General features: G+C 51.5%; 21 protein-coding genes, 1 tRNA gene, 1 pseudogene and 1 riboswitch. Of the genes and pseudogenes, 15 read left to right on the forward strand and 8 right to left on the reverse strand.

Annotated features, from left to right (window positions below; all coding sequences use genetic code 11):
* Positions 1-64 precede the first annotated feature (64 nt).
* Positions 65-652, reverse strand: a complete 588-nt coding sequence (locus tag BUA28_RS06530) for a recombinase family protein (RefSeq protein ID WP_218587240.1) — start codon at positions 650-652, stop codon at positions 65-67.
* Between the two features lie 159 nt (positions 653-811).
* Here BUA28_RS06530 and BUA28_RS06535 point away from each other — a divergent pair, with 159 nt between their 5' ends.
* Positions 812-1,270 carry a hypothetical protein gene (locus BUA28_RS06535; protein ID WP_143148451.1) on the forward strand — a complete coding sequence of 153 codons (459 nt, stop codon included), beginning with the start codon at positions 812-814 and terminating at the stop codon, positions 1,268-1,270.
* Positions 1,271-1,272: 2 nt separating this feature from the next.
* On the opposite strand, the gene BUA28_RS06540 is transcribed toward BUA28_RS06535, so the two are convergent.
* The 3 genes from BUA28_RS06540 to BUA28_RS06550 all read right to left on the reverse strand — a co-directional run bounded on the left by BUA28_RS06540 (position 1,273) and on the right by BUA28_RS06550 (position 6,107).
* A complete protein-coding gene (locus tag BUA28_RS06540) occupies positions 1,273-2,070 on the reverse strand; it encodes a hypothetical protein (protein WP_072767327.1) in 798 nt (265 codons plus the stop codon).
* 300 nt (positions 2,071-2,370) lie between these two features.
* The gene (locus BUA28_RS06545) at positions 2,371-5,724 is read right to left on the reverse strand and encodes a tetratricopeptide repeat protein (RefSeq protein WP_072767328.1); all 3,354 of its coding nucleotides are present in this window, start codon (positions 5,722-5,724) and stop codon (positions 2,371-2,373) included.
* A 125-nt stretch (positions 5,725-5,849) separates the two neighbouring features.
* On the reverse strand, positions 5,850-6,107 hold the full coding sequence (locus BUA28_RS06550) for a hypothetical protein (RefSeq protein WP_143148452.1): 258 nt from the start codon (positions 6,105-6,107) through the stop codon (positions 5,850-5,852).
* Between the two features lie 220 nt (positions 6,108-6,327).
* Here BUA28_RS06550 and BUA28_RS06555 point away from each other — a divergent pair, with 220 nt between their 5' ends.
* The 8 genes and pseudogenes from BUA28_RS06555 to BUA28_RS16410 all read left to right on the forward strand — a co-directional run.
* A complete protein-coding gene (locus BUA28_RS06555; protein ID WP_072767330.1) occupies positions 6,328-7,578 on the forward strand; it encodes a hypothetical protein in 1,251 nt (416 codons plus the stop codon).
* Positions 7,579-7,598: 20 nt separating this feature from the next.
* On the forward strand, positions 7,599-8,462 hold the full coding sequence (locus tag BUA28_RS06560; protein ID WP_072767331.1) for a hypothetical protein: 864 nt from the start codon (positions 7,599-7,601) through the stop codon (positions 8,460-8,462).
* A 5-nt stretch (positions 8,463-8,467) separates the two neighbouring features.
* Positions 8,468-10,222: a type IV secretory system conjugative DNA transfer family protein gene (locus tag BUA28_RS06565; RefSeq protein WP_072767332.1), complete on the forward strand. Its 1,755-nt coding sequence runs from the start codon at positions 8,468-8,470 to the stop codon at positions 10,220-10,222.
* Between the two features lie 8 nt (positions 10,223-10,230).
* Positions 10,231-10,524, forward strand: coding sequence for a hypothetical protein (locus BUA28_RS06570; RefSeq protein WP_072767333.1), 294 nt, complete (start codon positions 10,231-10,233; stop codon positions 10,522-10,524).
* An 86-nt stretch (positions 10,525-10,610) separates the two neighbouring features.
* Entirely contained in the window at positions 10,611-10,916 is a 306-nt protein-coding gene (locus BUA28_RS06575; RefSeq protein WP_072767334.1) for a hypothetical protein, read from the forward strand.
* Positions 10,882-11,346, forward strand: coding sequence for a hypothetical protein (locus BUA28_RS06580; RefSeq protein ID WP_072767335.1), 465 nt, complete (start codon positions 10,882-10,884; stop codon positions 11,344-11,346). The genes BUA28_RS06575 and BUA28_RS06580 overlap by 35 nt, the downstream gene beginning before the upstream one ends.
* Before the next feature lie 225 nt (positions 11,347-11,571).
* A complete protein-coding gene (locus tag BUA28_RS06585) occupies positions 11,572-11,889 on the forward strand; it encodes a hypothetical protein (RefSeq protein WP_072767336.1) in 318 nt (105 codons plus the stop codon).
* Positions 11,882-12,322, forward strand: a pseudogene (locus tag BUA28_RS16410) (recombinase family protein); the annotation flags it as partial. The gene BUA28_RS06585 and the pseudogene BUA28_RS16410, both read left to right, overlap by 8 nt.
* A 90-nt stretch (positions 12,323-12,412) precedes the next feature.
* Here the strand turns inward: BUA28_RS16410 and BUA28_RS16075 are convergent.
* Positions 12,413-12,586 (reverse strand): hypothetical protein, encoded by a 174-nt coding sequence (locus BUA28_RS16075; RefSeq protein ID WP_218587241.1) that lies wholly within the window; start codon positions 12,584-12,586, stop codon positions 12,413-12,415.
* A gap of 790 nt (positions 12,587-13,376) precedes the next feature.
* A tRNA-Ser gene (locus BUA28_RS06600) sits at positions 13,377-13,468 on the reverse strand.
* 277 nt (positions 13,469-13,745) lie between these two features.
* Between BUA28_RS06600 and BUA28_RS06605 the strand changes: the two genes are divergently transcribed.
* Complete coding sequence (locus tag BUA28_RS06605; RefSeq protein WP_072767338.1) at positions 13,746-14,273, forward strand: adenine phosphoribosyltransferase; 528 nt, start codon at positions 13,746-13,748, stop codon at positions 14,271-14,273.
* A 235-nt stretch (positions 14,274-14,508) separates the two neighbouring features.
* Here the strand turns inward: BUA28_RS06605 and BUA28_RS06610 are convergent, their stop codons facing one another.
* A complete protein-coding gene (locus tag BUA28_RS06610) occupies positions 14,509-16,200 on the reverse strand; it encodes an alginate export family protein (protein WP_083569910.1) in 1,692 nt (563 codons plus the stop codon).
* Positions 16,201-16,550: 350 nt separating this feature from the next.
* A complete protein-coding gene (gene rnk / locus BUA28_RS06615; RefSeq protein WP_072767339.1) occupies positions 16,551-16,961 on the reverse strand; it encodes a nucleoside diphosphate kinase regulator in 411 nt (136 codons plus the stop codon).
* 722 nt (positions 16,962-17,683) lie between these two features.
* On the opposite strand from rnk, the gene BUA28_RS06620 reads away from it, so the two are divergent.
* The 5 genes from BUA28_RS06620 to uca all read left to right on the forward strand — a co-directional run bounded on the left by BUA28_RS06620 (position 17,684) and on the right by uca (position 25,626).
* Positions 17,684-18,364, forward strand: a complete 681-nt coding sequence (locus tag BUA28_RS06620) for an O-methyltransferase (RefSeq protein WP_072767340.1) — start codon at positions 17,684-17,686, stop codon at positions 18,362-18,364.
* A 171-nt stretch (positions 18,365-18,535) separates the two neighbouring features.
* Positions 18,536-18,639, forward strand: a riboswitch (guanidine-I (ykkC/yxkD leader).
* A 207-nt stretch (positions 18,640-18,846) separates the two neighbouring features.
* Entirely contained in the window at positions 18,847-20,313 is a 1,467-nt protein-coding gene (locus tag BUA28_RS06625; RefSeq protein WP_072767504.1) for an APC family permease, read from the forward strand.
* Between the two features lie 63 nt (positions 20,314-20,376).
* Positions 20,377-21,108, forward strand: coding sequence for an urea amidolyase associated protein UAAP1 (locus tag BUA28_RS06630; RefSeq protein ID WP_072767505.1), 732 nt, complete (start codon positions 20,377-20,379; stop codon positions 21,106-21,108).
* A complete protein-coding gene (locus tag BUA28_RS06635) occupies positions 21,105-21,788 on the forward strand; it encodes an urea amidolyase associated protein UAAP2 (RefSeq protein ID WP_072767341.1) in 684 nt (227 codons plus the stop codon). Before BUA28_RS06630 ends, BUA28_RS06635 begins: the two co-directional genes overlap by 4 nt.
* 142 nt (positions 21,789-21,930) lie before the next feature.
* Positions 21,931-25,626: an urea carboxylase gene (uca, locus tag BUA28_RS06640; RefSeq protein WP_072767342.1), complete on the forward strand. Its 3,696-nt coding sequence runs from the start codon at positions 21,931-21,933 to the stop codon at positions 25,624-25,626.

Here is a 25,626-nt window from a genome sequence, read left to right on the forward strand (position 1 = left end):
ATTCGCCCGCCAGGCAAGGGAAAATGCCTTGCCCGGCAGGCCTACTGAGTCGGAAATTTCTACTTTAGACCGGTACTGATTTCGGGGTCAGGTCAACGCCGAATTGACCTGCGATCTGGGCGGGAGTCATGCCGGGTTGAGTCTGTAGCAAGCCCTGCATCTGGGCAATCTGGGGATGAGACAGCTTTCTCGGTCTCCCCAGATGTGCACCGCGTTGACGTGCAGCTTCCATACCGGCCTTGGTGCGCTCCCGGATGAGATTTCGCTCCAGTTCAGAGAACGCATGACGTATCTGGTACATGCATTTTCCCATCGCGGTGGTGGTGTCAATATCCTCAGTCAGGCACCGGAACTCGATACCCCGATTTTCAAACTCCTCCAAGACGTTCAGCGCGTTTTTGAGAGAGCGAAAGGCTCGATCCATTTTCCAGACAACAAAAACATCGCCTGCTTGCAAGCTGGATAAAGCCTGCTCGAAACCGGGCCGCCATTTAGCAGTGGCCGACACGCCCTGATCCTTGAAAATGGCGCTGCACCCGGCAAGCTTCAAGGCATTGATCTGAAGGTCGAGATGTTGGTCTTCTGTCGAGACGCGGGCATAACCAATCGTGCGACATGTGTCTTCCAGCATGCGATTGCGCTTCCTATCCATTCCACTCCCTTAGCGATAGACAAAAGGGGACCCTTTTGACCTATCTTCATAACTGTTCCCCGTCAATTTAAAATGGAAAAAACGCATTAAAAAAACACGCAATATCGACTGTTTTTCTTTCGTAAAGAGATATGTGAATTGTGACAAAATGGTCCCTTTTTGTCACAGCACAAGGTACTGAAAAGAAAAAGTCTTTTCAGTTATTTGATGGTAGTTGTGGGTGCTTTGTTTGTGACTTTTGGCAGCAACACTGGATATGCAAAGGATGCCTTACTATCAGCCAAGAAAGACTATATCACCTGCTGGAAACAGCCTTGTGTGATGGTAGCCGGTAGCGAGTGGTCGGAGAAAAATCCGAACGGTGTTGGGATTGCGGTCGCCATGGGAACTCAGCCGGGCGTTACAGATGACCAAATCAAAACCGTTCTCACGCGGGATTTTGCCGCGCATGGCATGAGGAACATCAAGTTTTTCTTTGAACAAAACGATGCTCCGGCCTTGGGTATTACTTTTCACGTTCGCGGAGGCACGAAGGGTATCTTTACGATTGACGATGTGCGTGAACAGATACCAGCAATAGCCAAACGAGCGGCAAATACAAACCCGGTCTTCCAGTAAACCTACGACAAAAATTTCAAGGCAGCCTCGGAAGAGCGTGCCTGTGAAAGTACTTCATCACGTCTATTGTCTGCGAGGTCACGCATAGATGCTTGCGTCTCGTTGCTTTGGGTCGTTCGATCAGCAAAGGTCATTTCTTCGAAATATCCGCGCTGTTTCATTTCATCGAGGAGTTGTTCCTTGCGTTGCGGGCCGGTGTTGTCATCATCCAGTTCCGCGACAACCGCTCGTGCGCTGTTTAGATGGAATTGTTTCTGCGCCCAGTCTGCATAGTCGCCATATTTCGCATCGTTTTTATATCTATCCTTGATCGTGCCATCAGAGTTGAGCATTTCGTTAATGAGGTGCTGTTCCAGCCGCTTGCGGTACGCGTTAATATTTTCGCCGGATCGCTGCTGCGGAATATCGTCCGCTCCCAGAATATCGAGCGCCAGCTTTTCCCGCCATGCATCGCCGTCGCGCTTCTCGAACGATGCCACTAAAGCTTTAACATCACTTTCCATTTGCTTGATGGAGGCGCGAATTTGCTCAAGCAATTCGACGAACTGCGCTGTGCGGCGCTCCTTGGAATTACGTTCTTCGGCGTGTCTGGATTGACCTGTATTAGCTACCGAATTGCGCTCGATAACACCGGCGACAGAACCGCTGATCTGGCCATGGTGAATATGGTTTTCTTTTTGGGTAAATTCCATACGGCGCAAACGATCAAAATTCTCGTCCGATAGACACGTATCGCAATGAAGGAAGGTAGTTGTTAGGCCGCCAGAAACCCGCAATTTTGCATCGGTCGCCTCAACCATTACCGGCTCCATGGAGGAGCCATGCCGCCGAAAAAGCGCGGTATGCTATAGCATACCGATGGCTCAGAACAACTGCGTTATTCTGAGCCACTGCTGAAGAAATCCCGGACATACTACGCCCCAATGTCCCTGCCTCCCGGTTAATCGAGCTGTAAAAATTGCCCTTTTACGCTAACAGGAATGGGTTAAGAAGTGGTTAATGAGTGAAATAACATTTTCTCGTTTCTCGTGCGGGTGGTCTAGGAGCTGTCCGGTCAACATGGGCTCACCCCTAAGTGACGTACTACGGTATCACAGGGTCTATTGAGCTCTATTTATTAAATTAGTGGGACGTAAAGGTTTGCGGAATATACCATCATATTCATGTTGTAGGATGGGGAGTTCATTAAGAATACAACTACCATCTTTTAGGGAAATCCATCCATTAAGGAACACTTCAAAGGTTTGGAAATAAAGATTATTTCCATGAAGCACGCATGCTTCAAGTTTTTCCCAGCCTTCTTTTGGTAAATTGCCTTCAAAACATCGAGGAATAAATTCAATGCTTCGGGGAACGAAAATTGAATCTTTTATTTTGTCTATTACATATTGATCAGCCTCTGTATCAAAAGGAATTTCATTTAAATCGGTAATAATCTGGTAGGGCTTATGCTGATTCAGAACATTCGAACAAAAAAACTGCAAATAATCTAATGTAGAGCTTTTACCTTCGAAAGATAATATATGGTGATTAAGATCAAAAATAATATCTCTTTTTCCAGTAAGCAATATCGCCCTTGTAGTGTTGAAAACCGCTGAGACAATAAGGATATCTTTAGTCGATGGATCATAAAGCTGTATATCCACTAAGTTACAATCTTTGTAAAAATTTAAGGCCAGACGGCGTGCATATTGACCCTTATAGCCTGTAAGATTTTTGGTTATTCCTAAAATTTCAAATGAGGCAATAAGTCGATCAAGACAGGCTGTTACTCTTTCCTCAGCGAGTTGTTCCCAATGCCCCGCAATAATCGGAGGATCAAATACTGGAACCGCAGCTTGTGAGGGAAGTTTACTGTTTGACCAATAAAAATTTTTATAAGTTTTGTTGTTTTTCACGCCTAGAAAATTTTGTAAAAGTAAGTTGTTTTGAATTCTAGAAATGGCTTTAACGTCTCCAGCACTAACCGCTCGTTGATAAAGATCAATAGCTTTATCCCAATCCTGCTTAATTCCTATGCCTTGTTCATAGCGATCAGCTAGATTAATTAGAGCTGAGCTATCACCTTGATCAGCCGCCCGTTGATAAAGATTTATAGCCTTATCCCAGTCTTGCTCAATCCCATCACCCTGTTCATAGCGATTACCTAAATTAATTAGAGCTGAACTATCGCCTTGATCAGCAGCTTGTTGAAATAATATAATCGCCTTGACTGGATCTTTCGTAATCCCGTCACCTGTTTCATAGCAAGAAGCCAGTCTGATCATAGCTGTACTGTTCCCTCGCTTAACCGCTTGTTGATATAGCTCTATGGCCTTAGATCGATTTCGTACTACTCCATTGCCTTCTGCGTAGCAAAACCCGAGATGTGTCAAGGCGTCGCTGTTACCTTTCTCTGCCGCTTTGTGATACAACTGAAAAGCTCTTGTAGAGTTTCGCTCAACACCTATACCCTTAAGATATAAGAGACCGAGAAAAAACATAGCAGCGGTATCGGATGAGTCAGCAGCATGTTCTAATGCAACGATAAGGTTAGGAGGTATTGTTAAATAATTTCTAAATAACTTAACCCCAATCTCTACTGCGACCTTGGCCAGTGCTGGATAATAGGTTTCATGTGAGGAAGGGTGCGCAAGTAACTTTTCGACTAAATTTCCATTAGGATGCCTCTGGGAAAAATCGATAAAATCTTGTGTGATCCTTTGAAGGAAAATTGCCGTTTCGTTTGGAGAACAATGCCAGGCTAGATCCAACAATTCTTCGAACTTAAGGCCTTGGTAGAAGCAATACAATACAAACCACTCGCCTAATAAATCAGGTTCCAATGCGTGAATTTTCTCGGGACGATTATCATCATTAATGAGATATCCACTGGTAATCGCTATCGCTTCCTTTCTGAGGAGTGAGTCAATGTTGCCAAAATATTGTTCAATTTGAGTGTCCTGAAACTTTACTTCACGAACTATCGTTGCGAGTACAGCTAATTTCATGGCGGAATGAGAATCCCCCCACGTTGGTGATGCCTCGGCTTTAAAAGCCTGCTTCCAGCGTCTTTTGTCCCTTATCAGTTGATAGTTCAGCAGATCGAACTTTGTCCAGCTTTGAAAGCCTTCCTGCGTCTCCCCCAATTGTTGTGCCAGTAAATATGCATACAACGGACGACATTGACCGTCGATTCGCGCCAATGTTTTTTTTAACTCATCGTCAGAGAGAGTAAGGGCTTTCCCGGATAACCGGGTCATCAATTGCTTGACGATAGTTACCAGATAATCAAGATCCAGCCCTTTTAGCTCCTCAACACCGTTATCGAAACGACAGGACCTAAAATTTTCCCCTTCAAGATCCTCTTCTTCGCAAAGCTTTAAAAACCACTCTGCTTTATCGCCGATAGTTGCTGGCTGTCCTCCCTCATCTTTAGTATGTTGATCTTGGGCTTTTATTACACTTCCCCGATCCCATCGCTGCCTTTCGATCAGAAGGATACGAACTTTATGTTTAAATTTATCTTGGTTATAAAACAGCGTTTGAAGAATAGGCTTGATTTTCTGCTCTCGTCCAACCACGTAATCGAATATAAATAAGTGATTAATGTTTGGCTGCCAGTCTTTCCAATGATCCTTGAAAGATTCAATCTCGTATTCTGTAAGAGATCCGGCATGCCAACCAGAATTCGAAGCATCATAGAGCAGGTCAAATGCGAGACGGCTTTTGCCTTGTCCTGCATCCCCCGCTAGCTGAAACCATGCAACATTCAATTTACAGGTCAAAAACTGGTTTAAGCGTGCTTTCTGGTTATTGCGACCAAATACTTGCAGAAGAGAATTAGCGTAATAATTAGCGTTATCTTCTTTTGCTTTTGGGAAGGCTAATTTCAGTTGGGCCGGTTGAGATGAAAAAAAAGATGCGGGCGTGTTTTGCGATGGATTACCGGTTATGTCCTCACGATCCTCCTCCTTTTCAAAATCTGCTTCATTTTCATCAATGTTGTCGCTGTCATATTTCTTTAGAATACTTTTGATGGTTTCATCATGCCCTTTAAAGCCCTTAATGTCATATTTTCTTCTTTTACAACGAACGATATAACTCTCGATATATTCGTTCAGGGATATTTTGAGAAGTTGTGCAGATGTGCAAATGGCAATTTCTGCATTATCTAAAGTTGCCCCTTGGTAGGGCGTCTTGCTTAACGTACCAAAACTTGCTCCGTTTTCACTTAGCAAATTCTCGAAATCTTCTTTATCGTCCTTTTGTAAATTGCTTACAAAATTCCAAAAATATCGACCGTCCCACGCCACATCCTTGGCAGCAGTGTTTGGAGGTATGGGTACTCCGTTTAAAGCATCAGCGGTTAGCTGATCAAGAATTGATTGTAATAGCTCAGAATAATCCTTACCGAGCGAGCTTTTATCGTACCGCGTCCCCTCGTAGGAACGTTTCTTGTCATCAGATTTCATATATTTAGAAACTGAAGTACGTGTGACGCACACGTTTTAAAAATTCTATTAAATCACATTGTAAATAGCTTCAACGCCATTGAACCAGAAAATTATAAAGCACTCGATTGAATCTTCAGAATTTTCTATAGCTCCGGCTTATCTTCTTCCTGTGCTTTCAAGCGATTTTGGTAATCTCTGTATGCTTGAATTTTGTAGTCAGCATGACCTTCACCAAAAGTTTTATTTAACTCTTCACGCACTATCCGAGCAAAAATCTGTGCCGGAGTTTCTCGATGATTTACCCTGCAAATCGCCTTGAATGCGTGGCGACTTTCTCCGCTAATACCTTTGATCACCAAGTCATATTCGTTCTTGTCCGGCTTTCTTGGTTTTTTAAGCATCCGAACATTCCTTTCCTCTGGATACCAACTGCTATCCATACTCCGGCAGCATCCCATCGCTAGCACACAGTTTTCATAAAGTCAAGGAAACTTCTTTCTGTTGGGTTAGAGGGTTCTTTCATTCTAATCCTATGTTTCCCCAAACATAATCTCGTCCGTAGCCTTCGAGAAGCTTTACAAAAATATCGATTTATTAATCCGTTTATTTGGAGAGTAGATCATGAACAGTGATAGCAATAAAAAGGAAAGGGTCGAAACCGGTCACTTCCAGACCGAGCTGCACCGTCACTACACGAAGTTAAACAAACCGCTACAGGCGATGTCGGGCGCTCTGTTGGCGCAGTGTAAAGAGGCCGACGATATCAAAGGCTGTATCAAGCCTGACCAAGGCGGCGACACTTCGCCCAATGCCCAGCTTGAAAGCGTCATTCTCAAGGCTGAGCAGACGCTCCCGCAGAAAGTGCTTACGCTCCGGCAAGCCGAACAGTCGGAGAGGTCTTTCTGCACCACTCACAAACTGATCGATAAATCCGTCCAGCCGAACGCGGTGATATCCATGCTCTGGATTTCCGTTTGCGTGTTTATCGATGCGGCAGTCAACAGCTCTTTTCTGTACAACGCTCATATGGTCAGCGGTCCGTTTGCAGCGCTACTCACAAGCTTTTTGATTTCATTGACCAACGTGACGCTATCGGTTTCCGCAGGATATTTCATTGGCCGTTTCCTTAGCTATGGCAGTAACAGTGCGGACCCGGAAGCACAGGAATTTCGGGCGGTTAGAAACAGAGCCAAATGGCAATGCCGGGTTTTCATCGGCGTAATGGCTTTCTTCATCCTGACGGTGGGACTTGTCCGTTCCATGGGCTCGCTCGACCGCGTAGCGCATTCGCTGGCGCATTACGGCCAGCTATTGGCGACTCCCGAAAGTGTCTTCCTTGTGCTTCTAACTATCTGCATTACCGTTTTTTCTTATCACAAAGGGCGCACGGGCTTCACACATCCATATGGAGATTACAGTACCTACCAGCAAAGCGTTGCCGCTGCCCGTGACGATTTGTACCGGTTTTACGATGAGCTTGTCGAAGAAATAGAAGAGATTTGCGCTGACTCCGAGGATGACGCGGAAGTCCGGGTAACGGCCCAATCGAAAACCGCCAAGCAGTACCACAAGAAAGTCACCGAATGCCATCAGGCATACCGTGAACTGCAAGAAGCCATACGCGCTGCCGAGAATGAATTTTCGGCATCAGTGGCAAGGCTAATTAATTCCCAATCGGTGCTGGAAGGCAAAAATCTCGCCATTCCGGGCGATCTGCTCGCTCCCTTTGCCTTTACCAATATCGCCGCCATCAAGCTGCCCGATTCCCACGAACCATCTCATCCCAGCGCGAGTAGGTCTTTGCTCGCCAAGGAAAAAGCAGCCGTGCTTAAACGATTAAGCGACCTATTCAAACGTGTCCTTCAATCCTGACTCTTTTCAAGGAGACCCCCATGAGACGAAGAAAGAACCGCGATTTACCCAAGATCGTCATGCTGAGCGTTGCGCTGGCTTCAGGTATCGGGGCTTTGGCTTACGCCGCATTGACCACCTTCGATCAACCGGTATCCGACCAGTACGGCTGTTTCGATGGATTCGAGCAACGCCATACCGTGGTGCTGTTCGATGCGAGCGAGCCAAGGCTCAACACGATGCAGACGCGCTCGGTGCGTCATTATCTCGATGAGCTTTACGCCAATCTCGGGTTTAACGAGCGCCTGAGTTTCATCACCACCGAGGGCGACCAGATCAGCTCCGCTCCCAAGGCACGGTTTCATGTCTGCGGTGCGCCGCGTAGTTCCGACGACCTTGAGAATATCGGTGCATCTGGTGTGTCCGCCGGTTATCTGAAGAAGCAAAAGAAAAAGCTGTTTGAGACGGTGTATATCCCCCAGATCGAGGCCATGCTCTCGCCCACGCCGGACGAGGCACGCAGGCAAGTCTCGCAATCGCCGATGCTGGAGATGATCAAGCACGTTTCGGACATGAAGGATTTCGTGCCGGGCAGCCGCCTGATCGTGTTGAGCGACCTGTTGCAAAACTCGGATACCGCGCAGTTCTGCTACAGACAAAACCAGATGCCGCCTTTCCGCATCTTCCGGGAACGGGAAACCTATAAGAACCGGCTTACTCCGCGCTCGTTCGAAGGCATCGAGGTCGAGGTGTTGCTGTTGCAGCGCTACGGCTATGGGCGGGGTCCATTGCAGTACTGCCAGAGTGAGGAAGAACTGACCGGCTTCTGGCGGGATTATTTTATCGGTAACGGGGCGGTGAACCCGGGCTTCACCCGCATTCGCGACGGTCATACCGCTGGATAAGAGCGATGTATTCCCGTCATTCCAGCCGTCAATCCCCCGCCACCCTGCTGGCACTCGCCCTCATTGCGGCGGGGCTGGCGTGGTGGGCCTATCACCTCAATCCGCCGATGTTGGGTGGGCGTATCGACTGGTTTTCCACGCTCATTCATTTGCTGGCGGGTCTGTTTTGCCTGCAAACCGTAATCCGCTCGCTCGACAATGCCGCACATTTGATCGATTTTTTTGCCAGCCGCGAACCTACGGGGAAACATGGCACCGCCGCATGGGCCACGTTCAAGGAAATCAAGGGCGGGTTGACCAGAGACAAGCGCGGGCCGTTCTGGGGGCGGTATGCAGGCGGTTCGCGGTCTGCTTTGTTCTTTGACTTTGCTTCCGCAGCCATGACGGTTAGCCCAGCAGGAAGCGGTAAAGGCATCTATACGGTTGTGCCTTCGATTATGAGCATTGGACATAGCAAGGTAGTTGCGGATTTTAAAGGCGAGCTGGTATGCATGTGCAAGGCCGCGCTGGAAAAGCGCGGTGAGACGGTGCGCGTACTCAACCCCGGCAGTTTATGGGCGGATATCATCGGGCATGGGGATAGTTTCAGTCCTCTGGATATTATTGCCGACAATCTTTCCCGTTCCGGCGGCCTGCGCGATGTCATGGACGATCTGCGGGAAATGGGCGGCCAAGTGTTGCCCGAGCCGGGCGACAAGGAGACGGACGATAGCTACTTCAGGGAGGGTTCACGACGGCTGATCGCCGATGCGCTTCTTTTCGAAGTCATGGTCGATTTGCATGACGCGACGCTCTCATCGGTTGCGCTGCTGATCGAAAATCGAATCCGGCTCGGCGATATGGCTCGGTGGGTCGTGGGAGTAGACATTGAAGACAAGCCGCATCCTGAAGGCCCGTTTCCCATCGAGCAGACCGAATGGGCGCAAGTGCACGATTCAAGGGATGTTGCTGAGTTCGCGGCGCTGGTCAGGGACAGAGCACGTAACCTGATTACCCTGATGTCGGGGGGCGATAGCCGCACCTTCGACAGCTTCATCACCGGCGCTCAGCAAACCTTGGCTCCATTCGCGTTCGGACGGCTCGCCCCGGCGATGGGCCGCTCAACCTTCAGCATGAACGATCTCAAGGAAGGCAAAACACCCACCACGTTATTCATCGTGGCCGATGCCAGCAGGATGGAGGCGTACAAAGCGTTTATCGGTTTGATGCAGTGGTGCTGCATGACGGCGGTGAAGCGCCATCTGAATAAAGAGCGCCCGGTATACGCAGTGCTTGATGAAATAACCAATTACAAGGTCAACGGGCTTGAGAACCTGCTTACATGGGGCAGATCGTACGGGCTTAGGCTTCACTTGATCTTTCAGGATTTCGCTGCGTTCGAGCGTACCTACGGCAAGACAGCACTTGATACTTTATTGAGCGAAACCGAAATCAAGCAATTCCTGCCCGGTCAACGTTCTCCCAAGACATTGGAACTCATTTCCAGACAAATGCTGGGAGATCAAACCGTCATGGCCACCGGCACTAGCCGCTCCATCGACCAGTTCGGCTTGAACGAAAACCTGAGCGAAGCAGCCCGTCCGCTCGCCACCCCGGACGAGATCAGGCGGATGCAACAAGGCATCCTGTTTGTGCGCCAGTACCGTCCCATTCTGTTCGAGCCTGTGTCGTATGCGGAAGTAGAGCCATGGCGTTCGCAGGTCGGGATCAACCCGTTCCACGGCAAGCCCTTCCGCAAAAAAATCAAACTGCGTCTATAGGAGGAAACATGAAAACCTATTTCCCTAAAAAATACCGCCCGTTTGCTTGGCTCTCGGTGTTACTCCGCACCGTGACTTATCTGCTGCGCCACTGGCTGCTGCTGCTCATTGCCATGTGGGTGATCTCGCCTGTCGGGCCGCACCTGCTGGTCTGGTACACCTACAAGCAATATGGCACCTACCGCGACTACAACGATTGCGTCTATCTCGGCGGGCGCGGATTGATCGAGCGCAACGTGGGCGATGACTGCCCGGTAATCGTGATCATCGACCGGCGAACAGGACAGCAAATACAACTGTAAGCGTCGATTTTTTAACTGCTCCCGGCATTTGCCTGCATGCGGGGTGCGGTATCGATACATGCAGGCAACTGACCGAGGATTTAACCATGAGCAATCGAAATTCAAGCGACACGCCGCATGAAGATTCTCCACAAGCGGGACGCAAACCCGACCAGATTGCCTACACGGTAAGGGGTACGCCGGACGGCAAGGAATACTGGAACCGCGTGGGCGCGATGTGGATGCACAAGGACGGACGTGGAGCCGAGCTTATTCTCGATAGCGTGCCGGTTGACGGACGCATTACCTTGCGCGAGCAACGCGATCAAAGGATGCAGGAGTATCAGGACGAGCGGGCTGCGCAACAGCAGGTAAATAATGGCCGAGCGCCGGATCATGGCCGCGAACGGTAACAGATCGGGGGCAACGCACGCGACGAGCTTTGCCGGAAAACACCCGGAACTGGCAAACGATAATCCTGAAAGCTTCCGGCAAGCGCCACCGCTCCACCGAGAGTTCGATCTTGCCCGCGATCCGTACATCGCCAAGCAAATCAGGGCAATGGAGCAAACCGAGGCGCAGCGGCGCGGCGACAGTGAACGCAGCGGGGGCGGCTCTCAGATGGTAAAGAGGGATAAGCCGTTTCCCGAACTGCGGCCTGAATGCGTGCAAGCTCCTATCCGCGAGACATTCAACCGGGCATGGCTGCGCGAACAACGTGACGCCCGGCTGGCCGATCTCAACCGGCAACGCGAGCAACACCGCACGCTTGAGCAGCCCGAACACACCATGCAGATGAATGCGGAGACAAAGATGCAGAAGCAAAGGGTGCCGCAGCGCTAGGAGCGGAAGTTCGATGAATCGTTGCATACGGAAAACCGTTACGGAAAAAATCCGGCTTTCCACCGGAATATCGACAGTAAGGTTAGGATTTTATTGCTATTTCAGGAAAACTATGTTCTATATTTGTTCTTGTTGAGTTGTTTAATTTTTTTAAACAATGAAGGGGAAACGATAGATGAACTCATAGCCAGCAAGGCATCGCCTTGATAACGTAAAGGAGGCAATATGAACGACGAAACGGTAACACAGCGTAAAAACGAACAGGTCATCTCTGCGCCCATCCTCGATTGTGACGCCTATCGTACGGACTTGGCCGATTTCGATCTGACTGCCGAGCAGGAAAACGAATTACTCTCGATCCTGTGGGATATTATGCGCACCATGTGCGATCTCAATCTGGACATGGATGCGGTGCAGATGATCATGCCTACATTTTTGTATGCTGCATTGAATGAGGAAAAGGATGAATCTGAAAAGGCAGCGCAACCATTCAATCGAAGCGCTGACATACAAGATGGCGAAAGGAGCAAACCGAATGGATAAAGCTGTAATTTATTGCCGGGTATCTACAAAACGGCAGACGAAAGAAGGCGACGGATTGGCTTCGCAAGCCACCCGTTGCCGGGAGTTTGCCCGCTATCGCAATCTGGAAGTCATTGAGACTTTTTATGATTCCGAATCTGGCTCGCTGATCGACCGGCCCGGCATGCAGGCGATGCTCAAGTTTGCACGGATGCACCGTAAGGATAATCTGACAATCATCATCGACGACTTGAGCAGACTGGCTCGGGGAATTTCCGCACACATTCATTTGCGTACTGCCATTGCCAATGCAGGTGCAAAGCTGGCCTCGCCCAGCATAGAATTCGGTGAGGATTCGGATTCAGTACTGGTCGAGCACCTGCTTGCCAGCGTATCGCAACACCACCGGCAGAAAGGGGCAGAACAAACACGCAACCGGCGTCGGGCGCGTATGCTCAACGGCTATTGGGTGCACTTCGCCCCCATCGGCTATAAATACGCTTCGAAACCGGGCCACGGAAAGGTGCTGGTACGCAACGAGCCGCTAGCGAGTATCGTGGCCGAGGGACTGGAAGGGTACGCCAGCGGGCGCTTTCAGCTCAGGGCCGAGGTGAAGCGCTTCTTTGAGCAGTTCCCGGAATTTCCCAAGAACGCCAAAGGCGAAGTCAGCAACGAACATGTGAACCGGATTCTCAGCCGGGTGATTTACGCCGGTCATATTCAATCGGACATCATGGATGTGTCCTTGCGTCCGGCACAGAACGAGCCCCTCATTTCTTTGGCGACGTTTCAAAAAATCCAGCAACGCACGCAGGAAAAAGCCAAAATACCGGCGCGTAAAGATTTGAACGAAGATTTTCCGCTAAGGGGGGCAGTACGTTGTTCTTGCGACAATCCGTTGACTGCATGCTGGACCAAGGGGCGCAGTAAACACTATCCGTATTACTATTGTTTTACCAAAGGCTGTGAGAGCTATGGCAAAGCCATTCAGCGCGAGAAGATCGAAGGCGAATTTGAAAGCCTCCTACATACACTCGAACCTGCTGCACCATTATTCAAAACTGCGACAAGGATGTTCGAAACATGGTGGAATTACCGGCAGGCGCAGATTGCGCAGCGCGGAAAAGCGCTTGAGGATGAAATACGCAAGCTGGATGGTAAGATTGGACAGTTGATGGACAGGCTGGTTGAGACGGATAGCAATTCGATGGTTAAAGCTTATGAAGCGCGAATCAAGAAACTCGAAACCGACAAGGCTATTCTGGTCGAAAAATCCGGCCAATCGCTGCGTCCGATGCGTTCATTCGATGCAGCACTTAGAACCGCTTTGGATTTTATCTCAAACCCGCATAAACTCTGGAGTTCCGGGCGATTGTGTGACCGCCGTGCCGTGCTCAAACTCGCTTTTCCGGGGGGATTTCAATATCATCGGAATACAGGACTTAGAACCGCTGAAACCCCGTTACCTTTCAAGGTATTAGGGGGGCTTACAAATAAGCGGATTCAATTGGCGGAGAGAGAGGGATTCGAACCCTCGGTACGGTTTGAGCCGTACGCACGCTTTCCAGGCGTGTACCTTAAACCACTCGGCCATCTCTCCGAATACAAAATCACCTGCCGGAACCGGCACGGGGCGCAAAGAATAAACCAGAACGGCGTTTCCGGCAACTTTTCCGGTATTATAAAGGATTAATGCCGTTTGCCCTCGAAAAACCATAATGCGAACTGCGTTATTGTCAATTTATAGCTGTTTACCTGTTCGGCTTCTCAAATTGAGAGCTCATCATTTTTACGCGAATAGCGGAGCCCCAGGCTATGGCGGCATATAGGCGCTCCCGGGTGTCGAAGAAATTAAAATCAGAAAAACAGGACTTCTTATGCAAATTAAATCCCGCATTCGCACTATCGCGCATTATCCTCATGAAGGCATCATGTTTCGGGATATCACTACGTTGTTGAAAGACCCGGTCGGTTTGCGCGCCACCATACAGGAAATAGCGGAGCGTCATAAAAACGTAAAGATCGACAAGGTTGCCGGGATCGAGTCGCGAGGTTTCATCATCGGAGCACCGGTTGCTTATGAGCTTGGCATAGGCTTTGTGCCGGTACGAAAAAAAGGCAAGCTGCCTGCCGAAACACGTGGCCGCGATTATCAACTGGAATACGGGAGTGATCGCATCGAGATTCATGTGGATGCGATTCAGAAAGGCGATCGGGTGCTGCTCGTGGATGATCTCATTGCCACCGGTGGAACGGCGGAGGCCGCCGCGAAGTTGATAGAGGAAATGGGCGGCGAAGTGGTGGAGTGCTGTTTCGTTATCGACCTGCCGGATATCGGCGGCAGGTCACGTCTGGAAAGCCAGGGGCTGAAGGTATTTGCCCTATGCGAGTTTGAGGGCGATTGAGTACCTCCACGGATATCTTGATAAACTCGATCATGGGGGAGGCATCCGTGGCGACTCATCCGGATAGAATGCCCCCCATCGGCATTTTCAACTTTGCGAACGGTGGTGGTTCTCTAAACAGTTTCATACGGCGCAATGCGCTTTGCTTATTGCGCCCTACGTTTCTTACTCATCCTGAAGCCATATATATTTTTCTCACTTGTCATATTGGCGCGCGCGTTTCCTGATCAATCGTTTAGAAACGGAAGTTGTACTGAACGTAGAAGAGGCCCGGTGAAACGCCCGGTGCTCTTGCCTTTAGAAAATTCCCTGCAAACAGCTTCGAATATCCCACCAGGACGTCCTGGTGCCGGTCGACGTGAACATTGAGACGGAAGTCGATTTCATCACCGACATAGCTGCCTGATCGGCCTGTGGGATCTCGCAAGGTAGCGGCGCCTGCGGCGTTGTATAGAAAGTCGCGCTTGTTTGCCAGATAGAACCGATGATACTGGGCTGTGAAAGTTGCCCATGGCTGGGGATGAAGATTGATCTGGGCATTGAAATCGTGGATGTTCTGCCTGCCAACACGATCGATCCAACCCAGGTAATAGTTTCCGAAGGGGAAGAGCTGATTGAACGTGTTGCGGCTGCCGTCGGTTGAGTTATTATCCCCGGAGGCGAAGTCATAGCGCAGCCAGAACTGGGGATTCATCGGCGTTCCCTTGAAGTGATAGCCGGCGCCGGACGCGACCGCAAAGGCCGAGATGTCCTGATTGGAATACTGGCCAAACTGGTACATGCCTTCCAACTCGTACAGAAAACGGTTGTAGTCGCCTGCAATTCGACTGCCGAGAGTATGCACGATTGAATTGCCTCTCGCATTATTTCTTCCGATCGCCATATCCCTATTGTCGGCAAGGCTCAGGAAATAAAAATCGGCCAGTTGGCCCTTCATGGGCTTGTACGTTCCCCACAAGCCGAAGAATTCACGCTTTGTGTCCCAGTTATCGAATGCATCTCTTTCCGTATTCATCGGGCGTACCCAGAACGCGTCCAGATCGAATGTCGGGGTTCGCCAGAAGCCCTTCACACCTTGAAATGTCCGCCGCGTATTAACCCAGTCCAGGGTGGAGATCAGCCTCTGCGAGCCATAGAGCAATTCCTGGCGGCCGACGCGCAGATAAGCCGGCCCGTCCTTGATGTTGGCGATCTTGATATCCGCAAATAGATTCAGCATGTCCGTATGGTTGACGTCCGTGGCAAGTGGCGTCAGGCCCTGGCCGAAGCCGCGTGCATCCAGAAACTCGGCAAATAGCCGGACCCGGTCCTGGTACCAGAAATCGGCATGGAATCGGCTGCGTATCAAATGGTAATTATCATTTGCGGAAGTCAGCCGCACATCTGATTCCCGCATGTACCGGTACCAGAAGCTGCCCCCAAACGACAGCAGAAAGTCATTACCGATATGGATGCGTTTGATGGGGTCGAAGAGATCCTTTTCATGCCCCGGTTTTTCCAGGTAGCGGAAATCGATATCAAAAGCCGGTGTGGTCATGAGCGCATAGGGCGCGTAAGGCGAGACCGGCGGAGTTTGGCGTTGATTGCCGGTGACTTGATCCAGGATCGAGTAATATCCCGGCCCGGACGGCGCTATCGAGAACAGGCCGGGACGCGATGGAGCGGTGACAGGAGGAACTTTTGACCAATCGAATAGAGCGCTGATGGTTGGGCCCGCCGAAGCTGATGCAGCAGCCGTTGCCGTTGCAGTATTACTGGCAGATATGGAATCCGCCGCCCACACTTGAAGCGTCAAACTCAGCGCGCTTGCTCCGAGGCAGAATTTCAATAGTGGAGTGCGCGTGAGTGGTGTGGATAAAATGGAAAGCATCTTTGGTTCGGCGCCGCCGCTTGTGGCTACCGAAACCGGGGAACTGATCAGGGTCATGGTGGAGGTTATTGCAAATTTCCGGGTTAAAAATTGGCCGCGACTATAGCAGAATCAGGGCAGCCTTTGAACAACTGAGCAGTTGACCGGCATCGGATTTCCTGCCGGACTCGAGGTTTCCGCAAAGTAATTTCAAATTTAAGCAAGTCATGACAAGGTGTAGGGCGGCAATAAGCGCAGCGCATTGCGCCGTAGGAATAGCGGTACGAATCGAATAAATCAATCCGACTGCCGGTATGACTGATGGGTCAAGCAGGTGAGTGAGCGGGCCATGTGTAACCTTTCATCCACTGGATAAAATGAACAGTTATCCAGTGGATCTGCAGAAGCCGATTGAGTGCTGCAGGGCTCTAGCGGTAGAATTTTCCTTCGCGTTCCGGTTGGTAGACGATTTCCACTATCCGTACCTTTATCATGCCTCCACCCGGTCGGGGCCACTCTATTTCATCCCCGGTGGAGAGGCCCAGGAGGGCGCTGCCTACCGGTGCGAGGATGGATATCTTGTCACCGGAGCCGTCAACGTCTTTGGGATAGACCAGAGTCAGGCAGAAGTCATCACCGGAAGAATCGATACTGAAGCGTACGGTTGAATTCATGGTTACCACGGAAGGCGGTATCTGCTCGGGCTCGACGATTTCGGAGCGGTCAAGCTCGGCTCGCAATTCCTTGGCGGGAAATGCATTGGCTGGAAGGGTCTCGAGCAAAGCTTCAAGCCGGTCCAGATCCTGAGACGTTAGTACAACTTGCGGTCTGCTATTCATTTCACCCTCATTTCAAGTTTGGATTTTAATTCAGGCAATCAAGGCAACTGTTTGCCTTGGCCGATTTGCGTTAGAGTCGCTGAGGCCCACGCGAAGGCCAAAGGAAGTAATGCGACTGGGCTTTTCGTTATCTGTTTGACCGGCACTGTACAGATTAGTGCGGCGCCTTACCTCAGGTACATTGCGCAGGTACATCTACCGGCGATCCAAATGTGATAACCCAATTTGGAAAGGAAAAAATACATTCTACACCAAATGGCATCAATATTACTCAGCAGTGCTCTGCCTGCCAGTGCCAGTGATTCGCCTCGTTGGTAAGTAAATATGACCTATTCAAAATATGCGCTCCGGGGGCGCCGGGTAGTGCGTTCAATGCTGTAGGAATGGTCCTCCAATTTCAATTGATTCTGCCATTTAATATCTATACGGCATAGAAATGATTTGAAGGTTTTAGCATGTGAAATGTTATCCATGGGCATGCGCCGGGGGCACGGCCAACCCATGCGTTGACCCCTCCTTGCGTTGAGCGTAGAGTCAATCATTGAACCTGACTCCGGCAGTTGACCGCTCATTTGTCAACAGCTATAACTGAAAAGGATTGCGCCTTGCTCTGCACCCCAAAAACCGCTTACTCCACCCCGTCCAACTGCCGGATTTAGGTTGAATCCAGCTTCAGCGTGCAGTTTCCATTCCTGTTTGTTTCTTGAGGAGCAATCATCGAAATGCAATCTCCTACCGTTTCAAATCCCGTCGTATTAGCCCCGGTTAACCCGGCAATTGAAAAATACATGATCAGCCTGGTCAGCCAGACCGATCATCCAGTTCTGGCCGAAATGGAAGCTGTGGCGGAGAAAAACAATTTTCCTATCGTAGGCCGCTTGGTGGGCGTTTTTCTGGAAACTTTGGCAAAGACTGTTAATGCGAAACGTATATTCGAATTCGGCAGCGGCTATGGTTATTCCGCCTACTGGTTTGCGAAGGCAGCGGGCATGGATGGACGAGTGATTTGTACCGATGGAGATCCGCTCAACAAAGAGCAGGCGGAGCGATATCTCAAGTCTGCGGATTTAGCGCAGCGGGTCAATTTCCATGTTGGGATCGCACAGGAGACATTCACGCAAACCGAAGGAATATTCGATATTTGCTACAACGACGCCGACAAGGGCGATTATCCCCAGATTTGGCGTATGGCTAAAGACCGGATTCGCCCTGGCGGTCTTTACATCGCTGATAACGTGCTTTGGCACGGAAGGGTGGCGCTGGAGCATTATGTTGATATTGTTCCCGGCTGGACAGAAGCCATTCTTGAGCACAATTCACTCATTTTTAACGATCCCGAATTTGATGCTTTTATAAATCCGACCCGTGACGGCGTTGTCGTTGCACGTAAAAAAGAGATGTGACGAGAAAACGAGAGTGTGGAAGCCAATGCTCTGCAGAGACTGGCCCTGTTCAGAGGTTAAGTATTGCTTTTTTGGATGAGGTGTGTAAAATTATTTGTACCTGAAACAGCTGCCTGATTTGCTGTTTATTTAAAGAAATACCGAAACACGCCGCAGTGTAGCGCGGTTGAAGTAAAGCGAAACTAGGGTTCCGGCTTTCGGTTGAGAGTGTCTGGTCCAAGAGTTTCCGGCTTCGTCGTGACGAGGCTCCACGGAGGGATAAAAGCCCGGGAGATAATGTAGGTAATACATTAACTCTTGGAATTTGATCCGCTGATAAAGGAGACTGGTCATGCACTTCTCTTTAGTTTTTTCTCCCCCTTTAGCAATAATCGATAGTGCCCAGGATCGCTTGATCTCATCGAATGGCGTTTTTCCAGCATGAGTTGGCGTGGGGATAATCGGCCAGGCAGGGTCGTACCGCTACTCTCGAAATGGGCGCCATGCCAATGAGGGAGAGCCGGTATACCCCTCCTTCCGCTGCTGAAGCGGCGCCCGTCATCGCCGATAAACTCCACCGTAGCATGAGTGTCTGGAGTAGCCTCATCCTCGGCTTTGCCGTTGTTTCGCCGGTAGTAGGGCTCTACGCCATCATTGGCGTTCAGACTGTCGTGACAGGCGGCGGCTGGTTTGGCGCGCTGATGCTCTGCCTGGTGATGCAATTGCTTGTTGCTACAGTCTATGCGGAGCTTTCCTCGCAGTTTCCAATCGCTGGCGGCGCCTACAAATGGGCGCATCAGCTCGGTGGCGCCATCACCGGTAAATATGCCGGCGTAATTTACGTCAGCTCCACGGTTGCAATGCTGACCACAACTGCTTATACCGGGGGAGTCTGGCTTTCCCTCTTTTTTGGATCAGAGAGTGAAACCGGGCTCAGGTTGGTGACGTGGGGCGCGGTATTTCTATTGCTTTGCACGCTGATCAACGTGGTGCACATCAATATTTTCAAGCTGATCATTTCATTGGGCGTTTATGCGGAAATGATCGGGTCCGTGGGTGTGGCTCTGCTGCTGTTTCTTTTTTTTCGGCAACATTCATTTTCGGAGTTATTTCAGCATTTGGGCACGGGCACGGCACCCAATGAGATAAGCGCCTTTCTGGCGGCGCTCGCCATCGCGGGTTGGGCGTTTATCGGGTTTGACGCCTGTTCCACCATCGCCGAAGAAACGCACGATCCCAAACGCATGGTGCCGCGCGCGGTCTTTTTTTCCCTGTGCATGGTGGGGTCAGTAGTGCTGTTCAATTCCGCGGCGCTGACGCTGGCTTTCGATCGCGATACGCTGATTGCCAGTGCGACGTCCGACCCCATTACGCCCGTGATCATCTCAAGCTTCGGCGCGTGGGCGGAGAAGCCGTTCCTTGGAATTGTCATGATCGCCTTTCTCGCTTGCGGGGCATCGGTGGTGAAGTACACGTCGCGCATCATTTATTCGATGGCCCGCGAAGGCAACATGCCCGCTGTGTTAAGCCGGTTGGCGCCCGATAAGACGCCGCGCAACGCGGTGATATGCACGGTATCGATGTCCGGGCTTGGGTTGCTGTTCGGGCTGAACGATGGCGCCGTGGCTACGGTGATTGCGTTTGGCACAGGTGGACTCTACGCCATGTTTTCCATGACCACCGGGGTTGGGTTGTATGCCCGGCTCTCCGGTCGCTGGAACCCGGCTCTCGGTGAGCTAAAGCTTGGTATCTGGGGCTTGTTGATCAACTCGGTAGCCTTTGCCTGGTCGGTGTTTGAATTCGTCAACATTGCCTGGCCGCGCGCCTACGCGGTTGCACCCAACGCACCCTGGTGGCAGCTCTGGGCGGTGCCTCTGGTGCTGGGCGGCATCCTGGGAATAACGACTCTTCATATCCTGATGTCCCGAACGCAGCAAAAAGACTTTGAAAAAAAGATTTTGTCTAAATGAAGTGCGATGTCAGCCTTCTCGAAATTCATTCAACCGAAAATTTATTACGATGAGGAGAAAAACATGAACCAACCGGATGCATTGATTTGGGAACAGCACATCCCCGGCGGGTGCCACTGGTCTGGCATTGTGCGGCGGGGTACGACACTACGCCTGGTGGATGTGATAGGACGAGCCAATGCCGCCGTACTATTTTTTAATCAGGAGGAAAAACTGGAACGTTACAACATGGCCGATACGCTCAAGTCTCAGCATACGTTCCGTTTGACCAGGGGCCATGCGTGCCATTCGGATATGGGTCGTATTTTCTGCTGCATTACCGAAGATACCGCGGGGTGGCACGACACCGTATGCGGCATGAGCGATGCCGAATTGATACGCCAGAAATATGGTTCGGCGCGGTTCGAGGAGCGTCGTAACGAGATGTTTCGCAACGGGCTGGATGGCATGCTGATCGAATTGGGAAAGTGGGGGCTGGGCACACGTGATGTCGTATCCAATATCAATTTCTTCAGCAAGGTAACCGCCAATTCATCCGGTGAATTGACGTTTCATCCGGGTAACAGCAAGGCGGGAGATTATGTGGATCTGAGCTTCGAAATGGATACGCTAATGGTCTTATCCGCTGCGCCACACCCGCTTGATTCGTCAAAGACTTACCAGCCGGGCGCAGTCAATCTGGTGGCTTTTGTGACGCCGCCATCGGTGGTAGCGGAGTGCACTCGCATTGCCGAGAACGCGCGCGCGCTGCTGAATACCCAGCATTTATATGCTTGTCATGGAGGTGCGGCATGAACAGGAAGCAATTTGTTGAAAGCAAGCTCGATCCCGAGGCAGCAACGGTGGACGAAGTCTGTCCGGCGGGTGAGCCTTGGGTCAGGCTGCTGACAGAGAATCAGGTGCTTCGCATTGTAGATTTGGGGGGTAACCAGGCTGTCGATACATTGTTCTACAACGCATCCCACGCCTTTGAGCGATACAGCGCAACCGATACCATCCGCCGCCAGAAGAAGCTCTATCTGACCACCGGCAGCAAGCTGTATTCCAACTTCGGCAATGTCATGCTCAATATCGTGGCGGACACATGCGGACGGCATGACACCATAGGCGGGGCCTGCGCCGCGGAGAGCAATACCGTCCGGTATGGGTTGGAAAAATTTCCAATGCACAGTTGTCGCGACAACTTTCTGCACGCGCTGGCCCATGAACCGGTTTGTGAACATCTTGACATGAACAAGCGCGATCTGCCCAGCAACATCAATTTCTTCATGAACGTGCCCGTGTCGGAGGCCGGCGGCCTGGAGTTCGCAGATGGCATGTCCGCCCCATTCAAATATGTGGAAATGAGGGCCGAAATGGATGTGATCGTGTTGATTTCGAACTGTCCGCAACTGAACAATCCGTGCAACGCCTACAACCCTACACCGATCCGTCTCCTGATCTGGGATGATCCCGAAGACATGTCGTTTGATTGATCATTCCTGGGTTGCGAGCGGATTACGGAGTGCTCCACGTCGCCATTGTGATTCTTTCAAATTACGCGGGCGACGCGGCTGTTGAGGTTTGCGCGCATCGTGCGGTAGCTTCCAGGAAGTAGAACTGAACAGGAAATAGACCATGTTTAAGAAGGTATTGATAGCTAATCGCGGCGCTATCGCCTGCCGCGTCATCCGTACGCTGCGCCGGATCGGTGTGAAAAGCGTGGCGGTCTATACGGATGCCGATGCGCTGTCGCAGCATGTGATAGAAGCCGATGAAGCATACCGAATCGGCAGCGGCGTCGCGGCGGAAAGCTATTTGCGGGCCGACAAGATTCTGGAGATCGCCGCACACTCAGACGCCAAGGCTATTCATCCTGGTTACGGCTTTCTCAGCGAAAAAGCGGACTTTGCCGAGCAATGCGATGCGCATGGCATTTGTTTCATTGGCCCCACCCCACAGCAGATGCGTGCGTTCGGGCTGAAACATACGGCACGGGAACTGGCTTTGCAGAACCAGGTGCCGCTGCTGCCGGGAACCGGTCTTTTGGAAGACCTGGAAGATGCACTCCGTCAGGCGGCCCACATCGGTTATCCAGTCATGCTGAAAAGCACCGCGGGAGGGGGCGGTATCGGCATGCGGTTGTGCTGGAACAGGGAAGAACTCAATGCTGCCTACGAATCGGTGAAATATCTGGCGCAAAATAATTTCAAGGATGCGGGTCTGTTCCTGGAAAAATATGTGGAGAATGCTCGCCATATCGAAGTCCAGATTTTTGGTGACGGCAGGGGCGGGGTTATCGCGCTGGGCGAGCGCGACTGTTCCATGCAGCGGCGCAACCAGAAGGTGATCGAAGAAACGCCGGCACCCCACTTGCCATCACGCGTACGCCAGGCGCTATGGGATGCGGCGGTACGTCTGGGCAAAACGGTCAACTATCAGTCAGCCGGCACAGTGGAATATATTTTTGATGCCTCCACCAGCGAGTTTTATTTCCTTGAGGTAAATACCCGGCTGCAGGTCGAGCATGGCGTGACAGAGGAGGTGACCGGTATCGACCTGGTGGAATGGATGGTCCGGCAAGCTGCCGGAGAGCTGCCAGCCCTGGATTCATTCGATATCGAGCCGCGCGGCGCGTCAATTCAAGTGCGGGTATACGCCGAGAACCCTGCCAAGGATTTTCAGCCATCGTGCGGTACGCTCACCTCGGCGGAGTTCCCGCCCGCGTCTGTGGCGCGGGTTGAAACCTGGGTGGAACGCGGCGTCGAGGTCTCGCCCTTCTATGATCCGATGCTGGCGAAAATAATCGTGCACGCGGCAGACCGTGATCAGGCTATCGCCAGGCTCCTGGCCGCGCTGGACGCTACTGCGCTGAACGGCATTGAAACCAATGTGGGTTATCTCAAGCAGATCCTGCGTGGGGCGGCGTTTCGCGGTGGACAGCACACGACGAGCTTCCTGAATGGTTTTCGTTATTTTGCTCATACCGTCGATGTGATGAGTCCCGGCGTACAGACTACGGTACAGGATTACCCAGGGCGAACGGGCTACTGGAATATCGGTGTGCCGCTATCGGGCCCGATGGATGGGTTGGCCTTCCGCTTGGCTAATCGGCTGGTTGCCAACACGGAAGACAAGGCCGGGCTCGAGATCACCTTGGCGGGCCCGACCTTGCGTTTCAACTGCGACTCCATCATTGCGGTGTGCGGCGCGCCCATGGAGGTGCGCCTGGATGGCGAGCCGCTGACCTTTTGGCGATCATATCCGGTCAAGGCGGGCGCAATATTACAATTCGGAAAGCTCGTAAGCAATGGCTGTCGCGCCTATCTGGCGGTTCAGGGCGGTTTCCAGGTTCCTGACTATCTGGGCAGTAAATCCACCTTTACCCTCGGACAGTTTGGCGGCCACGCTGGGCGGACCCTGCTTACCGGCGATGTGCTGCATATCGTTGCGGCCGATGCCAGTGATACCTCAGACCATGATGGTACGCGCAGTGCTGGTGCAAACGGTGCCCGGAGCTCACTACCGGCAGAGTTGATTCCCTATTACAGTGATAAGTGGGAAATCGGCGTGCTGTATGGTCCGCACGGTGCGCCGGACTTTTTTACCGAAGAGGACATTCGGACACTCTTCGCTGTCGACTGGGAGGTTCATTACAATTCCAATCGCAGCGGCGTTCGCCTGATCGGTCCCAAACCAAAGTGGGCACGAAGCGATGGCGGCGAAGCGGGGCTGCATCCGTCCAACATTCATGACAATGCATATGCTATTGGCACGGTGGACTTTACTGGCGATATGCCGGTAATACTTGGTCCGGATGGGCCAAGTCTGGGTGGGTTTGTCTGTCCCGTAACGATAGTTCAGGCTGAATTGTGGAAAATGGGCCAGCTCAAACCGGGCGATAGCGTGCGTTTTCGCCGGGTTTCAATGGACGAGGCACTTGCACTCGAAGAATTGCAGGATGCCGCTATCGAAAACCTCCGGGTGTCAAAAGCAGTCCCGCTGGAAATCGAACAAAAAACACGGGCCACAGCAGTAACCAATACGGCAACGACAACTACACCCATCCTCCACGCTATCCCGCCGGCTGGCCAGCAGGTACAGGTAGTGTATCGGCAGGCAGGTGACAAAAACCTGCTGGTTGAATATGGCCCGCCCGAGCTCGATCTCAACCTGCGCTTCCGTGTTCACGCGCTCATGGAGTGGGTTCAGGCTGCCATCGATAACGGCAGCCTGAAAGGTATCCTGGATCTGACGCCCGGCATCCGGTCTTTGCAAATCCATTTCGATTCACGCCTGCTGGCGCGCGATAAGCTGCTGGATTTTTTGATCGCCGCGGAAAAGAAGCTGCCGGACATCGAACACCTGGAGATTCCCACACGTATCGTGCATTTGCCTTTGTCATGGGATGACGCGGCAACGCGGTTGGCGATCGACAAATATATGCAATCCGTGCGAAGCGACGCGCCGTGGTGCCCGAGCAATATCGAATTCATCCGCCGGATAAACGGGCTCGAAAGCATTGAAGAAGTGCAACGCATCCTGTTCGAGGCCAGTTACCTCGTGATGGGGTTGGGTGATGTATACCTGGGGGCGCCGGTTGCGACCCCTGTCGATCCTCGCCACCGCCTGGTCACTACGAAGTATAACCCCGCACGTACCTGGACGCCCGAAAACGCGGTGGGCATTGGCGGGGCCTATCTATGCATATATGGTATGGAAGGGCCTGGCGGTTACCAGTTTGTCGGGCGCACGGTACAGATGTGGAATCGTTATCGTCAAACCGCTGATTTCAAGGATGGCAAGCCGTGGTTGCTGCGATTCTTCGATCAGATCAAATTCTATCCGGTTAGCGAGAGTGAACTGCTCAAGCTGCGCCGCGATTTCATTACTGGGCACTTCAAGCTGCGCATGGAAGAAAACCGGTTCAGCTTGAAGCAATATAACGCCTTTCTGCAAGAGAACGCGGCGTCAATCAGCGCTTTCAAGGCAAAACAGCAAGCTGCGTTTGAGGCCGAGCGTGAGCGCTGGGATGCCGAGGGCAAGGTCGAATATGTGAGCGAGATGACGCTTGAGGAAGCCGATGCGCAAAGCGAACTAAACCTTCCGGAGGGAGCGCAAGCGATCAGCTCGCACGTGACCGGCACCGTGTGGAAACTGCTGGTCGAGGAGAGTCAGCATGTTGAAGCGGGAACGCCGGTTCTTATCGTCGAATCGATGAAGATGGAGTTCGTCGTGGAAGCGACAGTGCGCGGCACGATTGCGCAGTTTTTCTGCAAGGTAGGCGGACATGTGTCCGCCGGCCAGTTGCTGCTAGTAATTCAGGAGGATTAA

Source organism: Nitrosospira sp. Nsp11 (assembly GCF_900142705.1).
GTDB lineage: Bacteria > Pseudomonadota > Gammaproteobacteria > Burkholderiales > Nitrosomonadaceae > Nitrosospira.

Excerpts from the sequence above, each read along its gene's own strand:
- BUA28_RS06530 (WP_218587240.1), bottom strand. The coding sequence starts at position 652 with ATGGATAGGAAGCGCAATCGCATGCTGGAAGACACATGTCGCACGATT.
- BUA28_RS06540 (WP_072767327.1), bottom strand. The coding sequence starts at position 2,070 with ATGGTTGAGGCGACCGATGCAAAATTGCGGGTTTCTGGCGGCCTAACA.
- BUA28_RS06545 (WP_072767328.1), bottom strand. The coding sequence starts at position 5,724 with ATGAAATCTGATGACAAGAAACGTTCCTACGAGGGGACGCGGTACGAT.
- BUA28_RS06550 (WP_143148452.1), bottom strand. The coding sequence starts at position 6,107 with ATGCTTAAAAAACCAAGAAAGCCGGACAAGAACGAATATGACTTGGTG.
- BUA28_RS06555 (WP_072767330.1), top strand. The coding sequence starts at position 6,328 with ATGAACAGTGATAGCAATAAAAAGGAAAGGGTCGAAACCGGTCACTTC.
- BUA28_RS06560 (WP_072767331.1), top strand. The coding sequence starts at position 7,599 with ATGAGACGAAGAAAGAACCGCGATTTACCCAAGATCGTCATGCTGAGC.
- BUA28_RS06565 (WP_072767332.1), top strand. The coding sequence starts at position 8,468 with ATGTATTCCCGTCATTCCAGCCGTCAATCCCCCGCCACCCTGCTGGCA.
- BUA28_RS06570 (WP_072767333.1), top strand. The coding sequence starts at position 10,231 with ATGAAAACCTATTTCCCTAAAAAATACCGCCCGTTTGCTTGGCTCTCG.
- BUA28_RS06575 (WP_072767334.1), top strand. The coding sequence starts at position 10,611 with ATGAGCAATCGAAATTCAAGCGACACGCCGCATGAAGATTCTCCACAA.
- BUA28_RS06580 (WP_072767335.1), top strand. The coding sequence starts at position 10,882 with ATGGCCGAGCGCCGGATCATGGCCGCGAACGGTAACAGATCGGGGGCA.
- BUA28_RS06585 (WP_072767336.1), top strand. The coding sequence starts at position 11,572 with ATGAACGACGAAACGGTAACACAGCGTAAAAACGAACAGGTCATCTCT.
- BUA28_RS16075 (WP_218587241.1), bottom strand. The coding sequence starts at position 12,586 with ATGACCGGCGTAAATCACCCGGCTGAGAATCCGGTTCACATGTTCGTT.
- BUA28_RS06605 (WP_072767338.1), top strand. The coding sequence starts at position 13,746 with ATGCAAATTAAATCCCGCATTCGCACTATCGCGCATTATCCTCATGAA.
- BUA28_RS06610 (WP_083569910.1), bottom strand. The coding sequence starts at position 16,200 with ATGACCCTGATCAGTTCCCCGGTTTCGGTAGCCACAAGCGGCGGCGCC.
- rnk (WP_072767339.1), bottom strand. The coding sequence starts at position 16,961 with ATGAATAGCAGACCGCAAGTTGTACTAACGTCTCAGGATCTGGACCGG.
- BUA28_RS06620 (WP_072767340.1), top strand. The coding sequence starts at position 17,684 with ATGCAATCTCCTACCGTTTCAAATCCCGTCGTATTAGCCCCGGTTAAC.
- BUA28_RS06625 (WP_072767504.1), top strand. The coding sequence starts at position 18,847 with ATGCCAATGAGGGAGAGCCGGTATACCCCTCCTTCCGCTGCTGAAGCG.
- BUA28_RS06630 (WP_072767505.1), top strand. The coding sequence starts at position 20,377 with ATGAACCAACCGGATGCATTGATTTGGGAACAGCACATCCCCGGCGGG.
- BUA28_RS06635 (WP_072767341.1), top strand. The coding sequence starts at position 21,105 with ATGAACAGGAAGCAATTTGTTGAAAGCAAGCTCGATCCCGAGGCAGCA.
- uca (WP_072767342.1), top strand. The coding sequence starts at position 21,931 with ATGTTTAAGAAGGTATTGATAGCTAATCGCGGCGCTATCGCCTGCCGC.